Annotated in this window: 14 protein-coding genes; 5 read left to right on the top strand and 9 right to left on the bottom strand. The window is 64.5% G+C overall.

What is annotated here, in order from left to right:
• Window positions 1–534 (top strand): DUF933 domain-containing protein (locus tag Q8R73_RS14955; protein ID WP_305720325.1); only part of this gene is annotated, 534 nt, incomplete at its 5' end.
• 144 nt (window positions 535–678) lie between these two features.
• On the opposite strand, the gene Q8R73_RS14960 is transcribed toward Q8R73_RS14955, so the two are convergent.
• Window positions 679–972: a DUF4282 domain-containing protein gene (locus tag Q8R73_RS14960; protein WP_305720326.1), complete on the bottom strand. Its 294-nt coding sequence runs from the start codon at window positions 970–972 to the stop codon at window positions 679–681.
• Window positions 973–1,182: 210 nt separating this feature from the next.
• Here Q8R73_RS14960 and Q8R73_RS14965 point away from each other — a divergent pair, with 210 nt between their 5' ends.
• From Q8R73_RS14965 to Q8R73_RS14975, 3 genes are all read left to right on the top strand, one after another.
• Window positions 1,183–1,650, top strand: a complete 468-nt coding sequence (locus Q8R73_RS14965; protein ID WP_305720327.1) for a MaoC family dehydratase — start codon at window positions 1,183–1,185, stop codon at window positions 1,648–1,650.
• Window positions 1,650–2,132, top strand: coding sequence for a MaoC family dehydratase (locus Q8R73_RS14970; RefSeq protein ID WP_305720328.1), 483 nt, complete (start codon window positions 1,650–1,652; stop codon window positions 2,130–2,132). Before Q8R73_RS14965 ends, Q8R73_RS14970 begins: the two co-directional genes overlap by 1 nt.
• A gap of 131 nt (window positions 2,133–2,263) precedes the next feature.
• Window positions 2,264–2,407, top strand: a complete 144-nt coding sequence (locus Q8R73_RS14975) for a hypothetical protein (RefSeq protein WP_305720329.1) — start codon at window positions 2,264–2,266, stop codon at window positions 2,405–2,407.
• 347 nt (window positions 2,408–2,754) lie between these two features.
• Here the strand turns inward: Q8R73_RS14975 and Q8R73_RS14980 are convergent, their stop codons facing one another.
• The 6 genes from Q8R73_RS14980 to Q8R73_RS15005 all read right to left on the bottom strand — a co-directional run bounded on the left by Q8R73_RS14980 (window position 2,755) and on the right by Q8R73_RS15005 (window position 6,325).
• Window positions 2,755–3,168, bottom strand: coding sequence for a hypothetical protein (locus tag Q8R73_RS14980; RefSeq protein ID WP_305720330.1), 414 nt, complete (start codon window positions 3,166–3,168; stop codon window positions 2,755–2,757).
• 153 nt (window positions 3,169–3,321) lie between these two features.
• Complete coding sequence (locus Q8R73_RS14985; protein WP_305720331.1) at window positions 3,322–4,212, bottom strand: hypothetical protein; 891 nt, start codon at window positions 4,210–4,212, stop codon at window positions 3,322–3,324.
• A gap of 179 nt (window positions 4,213–4,391) precedes the next feature.
• Entirely contained in the window at window positions 4,392–4,832 is a 441-nt protein-coding gene (locus tag Q8R73_RS14990; protein ID WP_305720332.1) for a nuclear transport factor 2 family protein, read from the bottom strand.
• A 163-nt stretch (window positions 4,833–4,995) separates the two neighbouring features.
• On the bottom strand, window positions 4,996–5,262 hold the full coding sequence (locus tag Q8R73_RS14995; RefSeq protein WP_305720333.1) for a hypothetical protein: 267 nt from the start codon (window positions 5,260–5,262) through the stop codon (window positions 4,996–4,998).
• A 121-nt stretch (window positions 5,263–5,383) separates the two neighbouring features.
• On the bottom strand, window positions 5,384–5,833 hold the full coding sequence (locus Q8R73_RS15000; protein ID WP_305720334.1) for a nuclear transport factor 2 family protein: 450 nt from the start codon (window positions 5,831–5,833) through the stop codon (window positions 5,384–5,386).
• A 348-nt stretch (window positions 5,834–6,181) separates the two neighbouring features.
• On the bottom strand, window positions 6,182–6,325 hold the full coding sequence (locus Q8R73_RS15005; protein ID WP_304872531.1) for a hypothetical protein: 144 nt from the start codon (window positions 6,323–6,325) through the stop codon (window positions 6,182–6,184).
• 329 nt (window positions 6,326–6,654) lie between these two features.
• Here Q8R73_RS15005 and Q8R73_RS15010 point away from each other — a divergent pair, with 329 nt between their 5' ends.
• Window positions 6,655–7,041, top strand: a complete 387-nt coding sequence (locus Q8R73_RS15010; protein WP_305720335.1) for a hypothetical protein — start codon at window positions 6,655–6,657, stop codon at window positions 7,039–7,041.
• Window positions 7,042–7,048: 7 nt separating this feature from the next.
• On the opposite strand, the gene Q8R73_RS15015 is transcribed toward Q8R73_RS15010, so the two are convergent.
• Both Q8R73_RS15015 and uvrB read right to left on the bottom strand, forming a co-directional pair.
• Entirely contained in the window at window positions 7,049–7,216 is a 168-nt protein-coding gene (locus tag Q8R73_RS15015) for a hypothetical protein (RefSeq protein ID WP_305720336.1), read from the bottom strand.
• A 28-nt stretch (window positions 7,217–7,244) separates the two neighbouring features.
• A partial coding sequence (uvrB, locus tag Q8R73_RS15020) for an excinuclease ABC subunit UvrB (protein WP_305720337.1) occupies window positions 7,245–10,054 on the bottom strand: 2,810 nt, incomplete at its 5' end.

Raw genomic sequence — 10,054 nt, forward strand, 5'->3', positions numbered from 1 at the left:
GAGCGCGCCTTCGGCATGCTGGGATTGCTGACCTCAAAACCCGTGCTCTACGTCTGCAATGTCGAGGAGGGCGCTGCCGCCGGGGGCAACGGGTTTTCCAACGCCGTGATGGAGCACGCGAAGAAAGAGGGCGCGGTCGCCGTCGCCATCTCCGCAAAAATCGAATCCGAGATCGCGACGCTGTCGCGCGCGGAACGCGCCGAGTTTCTCGATACGCTCGGCCTCGAGGAAGCCGGTCTCGACCGCCTGATCCGCGCCGGCTACCAGTTGCTCGACCTCATCACCTATTTCACCGTGGGTCCGAAGGAAGCGCGGGCCTGGACCATCAACCGCGGTACCAAGGCGCCGGCTGCGGCGGGTGTCATTCATACCGATTTCGAAAAGGGTTTTATTCGCGCCGAGACCATCGCCTATGAGGATTACGTCACGCTCGGCGGCGAATCCGGCGCCCGCGATGCCGGCAAGCTGCGGCTGGAAGGCAAGGAATACGTCGTCGCCGACGGCGACGTGATGCATTTCCGGTTCAATACGTAGCCCCCAGTGCCGTCATCCTGAGGAGCGGCCACTTGGCCGCGTCTCGGAGGATGATGGTTCAACGCAATCGGCCCATCCTTCGAGACGCCGCGCGAAGCGCGCGCGGCTCCTCAGGATGAGGCTGGATTCGCTGTGGTGACGCGTTCAGTGCCCCTGGCCCTGGTCGCGGATGGCGCCGAGGTGTTCGTTGATGCGGAACACGATCAGGATGAATTCCGCGGCGATCCGCGAGAAGATCACGCCGACGATGATGCTGGCGATCGAGGACAACAGCACGATGAACCCGCCGAACGGGCTGATCGCCATCGCGGACAGGCCGGTAAAGATCCCGGAAATGCCGAACAGCACGATCAGGGCGATCACCAGCCAGTAGAACGTCTTGATGATGGTGGGCGTGATGAAGCGGTCCCACTGAAACAGATCCCGAAATTCAAACATCGGTCGTTCTCCCGGCGAGTCGCATATGAGATGAGGTCCAAGCCTGCTGCACAGGGCTAGCTCCGAATGTTGTTCCGGGCAAGATCGGGGACAGCACCCTGCTGGCGGTCGCCTGCCGGGCACGAGCCATGCGGGCGGGCGGGTTGAGATTGCCGCAAATAACGGCCACAATCAGGCTTCCCTGCACCAATTCCCGATTCAATCCCCATCATGACACTCAGCTTCGAAGATTTCCCGCCCGGCCGATTCGGGACGTTCGGCCCGCGCCGGGTCACCCGCGAGGAGGTGCTGGCGTTTGCCGCTGAGTACGATCCGCAGCCGATGCATCTCGACGAGGAGGCCGCCTCGCGCTCGATGCTGAAGGGCCTGTCGGCGTCGGGCTGGCACCTTTGCTCGATCATGATGCGGATGATGTTCGACGGCTTCATCGGCCGTACCGCCTCGCTCGGCTCGCCCGGGGTCAACGAATTGCGCTGGATGGCGCCGCTGCGGCCGGGCGACGACATCACGCTCGATATCGACGTCGCGGAGGCGAGGGTCTCGAAGAGCCGTCCGGACACCGGCATCGTGACGTTCAGGGGCGTCGTGCGCAACGCGGCCGGGCTGCAATTGTGCGAGATCGTCACGCCGATCATCGTGCGGCGGCGCGCCGGACTTGATACGGGGCAGGCCGGCTGATGCGTTTCTTCGAGGACATGGCGATCGGGCAGCGGCGCGACGTGGGATCGTTCACCTTCACCGCCGATTCCATCCGGACATTCGCCGCGCAGTTCGACCCGCAGCGTTTTCATCTCGACGAGGAGGCAGGCCGGCAATCGCTGTTCGGCGGGCTGGCCGCCTCGGGCTGGCATGTCGGCTCGGTCTGCATGAAACTGATGGTGGCCGATGGCCAGCGTCTGTCGCGGGAAGCGGCCGCGCGCGGCGAGAAGGTCGCGGTCTGGGGCCCGTCGCCGGGCTTTCGCGAGCTGCGCTGGATCAAGCCTGTGCTGGCCGGCGACACCATCAGCTTTGCCAGCGAGGTCGAATCGCTGCGGATCTCGGAGAAGCGCCCGGAATGGGGCATCGTGCAGGCCCGCAACACCGGCACCAACCAGCGTGGCGAGATGGTGTACTCGATGCTGGCGACCGCCTTCGCGCCGCGGCGGAGTCCGGCTTCCTGAAGCGACATGGTTACCGGATTGCGGCGTCGGTCGGCCCGTCGTGACGATCGCAGGGAACGATTCAATTGCTAACGCATTTTGAACCTTGTGCCCGTCATAGTCGACACAGGGACGAACGTTCAGGGGATACCATGGCAGACCGCGGCGGCTTGAAAATTCTCGGCTTTATCTTCGCAACCGTGACGCTTGCGGTGATGCTGGCCACCGGGATGGTGGTGAAGGGCCATGCCGACGGCGCCTATTCGTTCGACGGCGCCACGATCGCCAGCCGGTAAGTCACCTTCCGCTAACCATGGCAGCGGAATCCTTCGTTCGATCGCCGCCGTGATCCGGTCAGCTCCACGCCAGCGCCATTACCGCCACCGCCCCAATCAGCAGGCCCACGAACCGGAGCATGAGGGTGCTTATCCGGTGCGAGGACAGCCGCAGCGGAAGCGGATCGCTATTGTCAGGCCGAATGGTTTTCATTGAGATTGTCCCCGCCGCGTCCTTGCGCCAGCCCTGGCGCCTGCCCTTCGTCGCGAACGGGAGGCGGCACGTTCAAAGCCCTCGTCGCAACTCGTCATTCCGGGGCGCGCGCAGCGCGAACCCGGAATGACGATTGAGGCAGGGATTTCGGCGATCAGCTGTTGCGGAGGCCGTCGGCGGCGCGTTTCCACTGCGTGACGTTGTCGGCGATCATGCGGGTGGACTTCATCGCGGCCTGGCTGAGCTGGGCATAGCCGGAAATCTCGCGCTGCACGCGCTGACCCTCGGCATGCAGCAGGTCGCGCAGGCTCTCGAGTTCGCCGATCAGGTTTTCGATTTCCGAGAGCGAGGTTCCGGCGACGCGCTGGATCAGCGAGTTGACGTTGTTGACGGTGGCCTCTGTGCTCGGCTCCAGCGCGGCCTCGGGCGTCAGCGTCGGCGGCCGGCGCAGATAGGCGACGTCGTTGCGGACGAAGTCGCGGATGCCGGCCTCGACTTCGGAGACCGCGGCCAGATTGGGATCCGCTTCGGTCGATTCAACTTTTTCAGGACGGATGGTCGCATTCATCGGCTTTTTCCCTGCGTGTGTAGAAGCGCGGTTGTCCCCCGCACGACGAAAATTCAACGGTTGCATCAGGGCCGCTGATTTTGACCGCATCGCGGCCAATATGCGGCAATGCTCGATCTTTAGCGGGATTTGCGGGCCGACGCGCCACGGCGCTCACCAACTGCGCCTGAAGCTCGCGCTGAGACTCCTGGTCGGGGTTCCCAGCGCGGTTTCGCCGATCGAGCCGTTGAGGGTGACGCCGCCGAACAATTTCTGCTCGGCGCCGACCCTGCGCAGCCATTTGTCCTCGGTGGAGGACAGCGACTGGCCGGCGATGAAACTGGTGCCGGTATCGGCAATGCTCAGCTTCGCCGATTGCTCGGTCTGGTAATCGCGCTGAGGGTGCGCGGCGATGCCGGGCAGCGGGACGACGCCGTGCTGGACGATGTTGTAGCCGTTCTGCAAGGTCAGCGAATACTGGCCGCCGAGCGGCAGGGACTTGCTCAGGGACGTGCCGAGCTTGCCTTGTTCCTGCGCCGGATCGAACCTTGCTTCGATCGCGGTCTTGTCCCAGATCGTGCCGATGCCGGGGGCGGTGATCGCCGCCCAGGCGGTGCCGGAGGACTGCGACGGCGGGCTGTCGGGTGCAAACTTCTGCCGCAGCAGGTCGGCGCTGCTCGCGGTCGGAGGCTCGTTGACCACGGTCATGTCGGCGCCGATCCTGGTGTCCCAGAACGGCGACAGCGATTGCTTCACCGAGACGTCCGCCGCGCCATTCGGCTTGCTGGTGGATTTCCACGAGGTGTCGGAGCCGCCGGACGTATTGCCGCGGGAGGCCTTTGGCGGGCGCGCCTTCGCGGCCGGGCCGAGCAGCAGCGTGGCGGTATCGAGGTTGAGCTGGCTCCAGTCCGGCTCCTCGCCGTCGTCCGAAGCGGCGATGTCCGCGGCGGCGTTCGGATCTTCCTGATCCGCCGGCAGCGCCTGGGCATGCGCATGCGGCGCCATGCCGATGCCGGCCACCAGCAACAGCAGCACCGCCAGCCCGTATCGTGTTCCCGGAATCATAGCCCCCGCCCGCCTGCCGAGGGGGATGGATGCGGGTACATCGGCGCGAAATTGTGGCGGGGTGTTTTGATCACCGCGATTCCGGGGCGATGCGAAGCATCGAACCCCAGATGTGCAATTGCACATCGGGGACTCTCGAGATTCCGGGTTCGTCGCGTTGCGACGCCCCGGAATGACGCTCACGCGAACGATACCAGCCTCGGCAGGTTGATCGGACGCCCGAGCGCCTGCTCCACCAGATCGAAAGTATCGACCAGCACCCGGATGCTGAGCAGCTTGCCGTCCCTGAATTGCGCGAAATGCGCGATCCGCAGGCTGATCGGCTTGTTCGAATCCAGCGCGGTCAGCGAATAGCGCAGCATCGAGGATGCCGAATCCACGCCCAGCATGATGGTCTCGCGGTCGAAGCGGTGCACCCGGACATTCTCGGCGATCTGCCGGATCACCTCGATCACGGCCTCGCGGCCGCGGCGCGCGCCGAGGAAGGGGAACATGTCGATCGGGCCATAGACCGCCCAGTCGACGTTGTCGTCGATCAAGGCTTCGATGTCTTCGAACCGGCGTTCATTGATCGCGCGATGCAACGCGCGCGAAAAACGCCAGAGACTGTGCTCTGTCATTTTGTGGTGTTCCGATCGGATTTGCAAAAAAGCAAAGACCGGCGCGCGCAAATTGCGATGCCCGGTCTGGTTGCTGCACTTCGTTGTTGCCAGCATGGATACGGGATTCTGGTTAAAAATCAACCGACTTTTTTGCATTGCACAAATGCGGCATTTCCACCCGTCACCTGTCGCGGCGGCGCAACGGCTCCTGCTCGATGGCAATCTCGGCATCGCGAATCGCGATCACGCCGAACAGCGCCGCGCCACCGACCCCGCCGATCGCGGCTCCCAGCGGCATGAAGGTGAAGAACACCAGCATGGCGCTATAGCCTTCAAAACCGGTGGTTTTGAACAGTTCGACCCAGGCGAGCCCGGCGCCGATTCCCAGCGCTGCGCCGCCCAGCGCTCCCAACAACAGTCCGAGCAGGACAAGCAACGCAATCTTCATGGATGTGGTTTCTTTGTGTCAGTGCCGCAAAACCTCGTGTTAGGTCGCGGCAGGGCGCCGTGAGGTTCAACGCGGCGGCTGGCATCACCCGGGGCCGGCTGCCGTGAGGCCGTGGCCCGGGTCAGGTCTTGCCGGGCCCGGTGCCGGCCAGATCCGCGGCGACGTCGCGTTCCAGCACCTGCTGGACCAGATCGAAGGTGTCGATGATTTCGCGGATCTCCGCGATCCGGCCGCCGCGAAACGTATAGAACACCGCGATGTCGAACTGGACGGTCCGGTCATTGCCCCGCTTGCGGAAGAACGCGCGCAGATTCACCGCGACCGTGTCGCCCTCGGTGACGATATTGGCCAGGTCGTAGCGCATGTTGGAATAGCGGGCGTAGATCGTGCTCCACATCTCCCGCATTGCGGCCTTGCCGCGCCGGTGACCCATATGCGGCATGATGTCGATGGGCGCGTTGGCGACGAATTCGACGTCGTCAGTGCAGCAGGCCAGCGCGCCCTCGATATCGTGGGAATAGAACACGTCGAGAAAATTCAGCACGCGCTGCCGGTTGAGTGGTTCGACCAAGTTTTTCTCCGCCGGTGTTGCGCCCGACTGGCATTTCCAGGGTCCATTGTGGACGGAATTTCGCTGCGATCAATCGTCAAAAGATTCCGACCATTGGACGCGCGCGGAACCGAATCGGTTCACAACCAGAAGATGTATATTTTGGACGCTGCTCTGTCGCGGGTTGCGCCGCTGAAAGTCTCATCCCGAGCACGAGGCTGGCAGATCGCGGCCGGCGCATACGGTCGCCGCACGCCGCGCACGCCGGCAGCGCGTAGCCATGCCGGCAGGCCCCCGCCTTGACGGTGACGCCATCCTGACCGAATGCGGGATGCGGCGCGCCCGGCAGAGCGGGCTAACAACCGGGACCTAGCTCTTCTTGTTGGGGCTCTGCCCGGCGGGGGTCTTGCCGGCCGCGAACGGATTGACCGGCGCGGCGCCGCCCTTCTTGAGATTCTTGTCGGCCTTCGGTTTCTTCTTCTCCTTGTTGCTGCGCATCTGACCCTTGGCCATGACGTTTCTCCCCTGGCGCCCGGTTGAAAGTCGTTGGCGCGGCGCCAGCCTAGCAAAGGCGCGGGCGTTTGTATGCAAGCGGGCAGGGGGCCCCGGGATAATCCATCGACGTCATTGCGAGCGGCAGCGAAGCAATCCATTTCACAGCAATGCCGGTTGGCCGATGGATTGCTTCGTCGCATCCGCTCCTCGCAATGACGCGGTGAGAGTCCCTGCGCGATACCCGCCAGGCAGAGTCCGCCAAGCCACCCTTGTGACCCGCATCACATCGGCGGCGCGATGCGCGGTTTAGGCTCCGCCCGATGACGCCAACGCAGGGGAGCGCAGCCATGAATGCAATCGCCATTCCGAAATCAGGCAGGACCAACCGTCTCGAGGGCATCGCCCTGTCCGCCGCCCTGCAGGGTGTGCCGACGTTCGCGGCGGCGGTGCTGCTGATGAAACTGTTCGGCTCGGAGGCGATCATCGGCGACCCCGGCGGCGCGGCATTCTTCGTCGTGACGACGTCGATCCTGTCGGGGGCGGTCTCGGCCTGGCTCGGCCCGAAATACCCGAAACTGTTTCATGCCAGCTACGAGCCGCTGTTTTTCGACGCTGCGCTCTCGCTGAAACAGAAGGTGACGGCCTGGAGCGCGCAGACCAGGACGCAGCAGCAACTGGTCATGATCATGGTCATGCTGTCGGTGCTGGGGGTGGCGGTAGTGAGTGTGGGGTGAGCGCGTATCAGCCGTCCGCGGAGAGGAATTCCAACGCTTTCTCACGGGACGGAAAACGGCCGAGTTCGCGGTAGTCGGGATCGTGCTCCGCAGTCTCTGGCGACCAGAACACCACAAATTCCTTGCCGTCCTCTTCGATCAGCGTGGTGAGAGTTTCGCTGTCGAACGGTGACATATGCCGCGCGCCGCAATGCGGGTCCGCCCTACCTCTTCTTCCACCCGCCCCGATGCCCCGGCGCGCCGCCGCTGGAGCGGGGCACGGGGCCGAATTCCGGGCCGGACTGTCGCGAGTCGGTGGGCTGGAAGATTTTGCTGCCGCTGCTCTTGCCCACGTCGTCGAGCGAGGGTTTGCGCGGGCGGGCGCTGCCGGGGCGGTAGGGCAGGGATTCCGGGCCGTGCATTTCGTCGAGATGGGGTTTGTGGACGCGGGAGGCGCCGCTGGCACTACCCGTGGATTGCCCCTCACCCCGTGAAGGACGGGGCGAGGGGGAGGAGGCAGCACCCACCCGCGGCGTGTTGTTGCCGCCTCGCTTTGACGAGCCCTTCGGCAGGTTGGCCGACTCGCCGTATTTCTTCGTGCCGGCATAGGCGCCGGCTTTCGCCGCGACGCCGCGCTGTTTGATGGTGGGGTCGTCGACCACGGCGAGTTCGGTGGCGCGCAGGCGTTTGACTTCGTCGCGGAGGCGGGCGGCTTCCTCGAAATTGAGGTCGGCGGCGGCTTCGCGCATCCGGGTTTCGAGATCGCCGAGCACGGCTTCGAAATTATGGCCGATCGAGATGACGTCGTCGGCCATGCCGCCGTCGCCGATTTCCACCAGCACATGGTCGCGCTCGTAGACGCTGTTCATGATGTCGCCGATGGATTTCTTGATGCTTTCGGGTGTGATGCCGTTGGCGGTGTTGTATTCGACCTGCTTTTCGCGGCGGCGGTCGGTCTCGGCGATGGCGCGCTCCATCGATCCCGTGACCTGGTCGGCGTAAAGGATCACCCTGCCGTCGACGTTGCGCGCGGCGCGACCGATGGTCTGCACCAGCGAGGTCTCGCTGCGCAAAAAACCTTCCTTGTCGGCGTCGAGGATCGCGACCAGCGCGCATTCGGGAATGTCGAGGCCCTCGCGCAATAGATTAATGCCGACCAGCGCGTCGAACGCGCCGAGCCTGAGGTCGCGGATGATCTCGATGCGCTCGATGGTGTCGATGTCGCTGTGCATGTAGCGCACGCGGATGCCCTGCACGTGCAGATACTCGGTGAGATCCTCCGCCATCCGTTTTGTCAATACGGTGATGAGGGAGCGATAGCCGGCATTGGCGGTGGCGCGGACCTCGCCGACGAGGTCGTCCACTTGCGTGCGGGCCGGGCGGATGTCGACCGGCGGGTCGATCAAGCCGGTGGGCCGGATCACCTGCTCGACGAACACGCCGCCGCTCTCGTTCAATTCCCACGCCGACGGGGTGGCGGAGACCGCGACCGATTGCGGGCGCATCATGTCCCATTCCTCGAAGCGCAGCGGCCGGTTGTCCATGCAGGAGGGGAGCCTGAAACCGTATTCCGCCAGCGTCGCCTTGCGGCGGAAATCGCCTTTGAACATGCCGCCGATCTGCGGCACCGTGACGTGGCTTTCGTCGGCGAACACCAGCGCGTTGTCGGGGACATATTCGAACAGCGTCGGCGGCGGTTCGCCGGGGCGGCGTCCGGTGAGGTAGCGCGAATAGTTCTCGATGCCGGCGCAGGAGCCGGTGGCCTCCATCATCTCGAGATCGAAAGTGGTGCGCTGCTCCAGCCGCTGCGCTTCCAGCAGGCGACCCTGGTCGTGCAACTGGTCCAGCCGCCACTTCAATTCCGACTTGATCGACTTGATGGCCTGCACCAGCGTCGGCCGCGGCGTGACGTAATGCGAGTTGGCGTAGATCTTGATGAATTCGAGGTCGTCCTGGCGGTGGCCGGTGAGCGGATCGAATTCCTCGATGTTCTCCACGGTGTCGCCGAACAGGTTCACGCGCCAGGCGCGGTCTTCATAATGCGCCGGGAAGATGTCGATGACGTCGCCGCGCACCCGAAACGTGCCGCGGGTAAAATCGGCCTGGGTGCGCTTGTATTGCAGCGCCACCAGGTCGGCGATCAACTGGCGCTGGTCGATGCGCTCGCCCTTCTTCAGCGCGAAGGTCATCGCGGTGTAGGTCTCGACCGAGCCGATGCCGTAGATGCAGGACACCGAGGCGACGATGATGACGTCGTCGCGCTCCAGCAGCGCCCGCGTCGCCGAATGGCGCATGCGGTCGATCTGCTCGTTGATCGAGGAATCCTTCTCGATGTAGGTGTCGGTCCGCGGCACATAGGCCTCGGGCTGGTAGTAGTCATAGTAACTGACAAAATACTCGACGGCGTTGTCGGGAAAGAAGCTCTTGAACTCGCCATAGAGCTGCGCCGCCAGCGTCTTGTTCGGCGCCAGAATGATGGCTGGGCGCTGCGTCGCCTCGATCACCTTGGCCATGGTGTAGGTCTTGCCGGAGCCAGTGACGCCGAGCAGCACCTGGGTGCGGTCGTTGCGCGCGATGCCCTCGACCAGTTCCTTGATCGCGGTGGGCTGGTCGCCCTTCGGCTCGTATTCGGACTTGATGACGAAGCGGACGCCGCCTTCGGATTTTTCCGGGCGCGGCGGGCGATGTGGCGTCCAGATTTTGACCTGGCCGTCCTCGCCCTTGAATTCGGGACGGCCGTCGCGGATCAGGCTTTCCAGCGCGTCGGCGGTGGCGGCGACGCCGAGCGCCTCCATCCTGTTGCGCGGCGGCCGGGCGAGGGCGGCGAGGTCTTCCTCCTCGGTGGTGAAGCCGAGCTGTTTTGCCAGTTCCGGATCGAGCGTGGGGATGGTGGCGGAGGTGCCGTAATTGGCCGCCGCGAATTCACGCTGCGGCGTTTCGCCGTGGCCTGAATCGGCGTGGCCGCGCTTTTCTTCTCCCCTCCCCCCGCGCGCACTGGCGCGGGGTGGGGAGGGGTCGGGGGTGGGGGGTGTCT

Origin of the sequence: Bradyrhizobium sp. (assembly GCF_030697065.1) — a bacterium.
Taxonomy (GTDB): domain Bacteria; phylum Pseudomonadota; class Alphaproteobacteria; order Rhizobiales; family Xanthobacteraceae; genus Bradyrhizobium.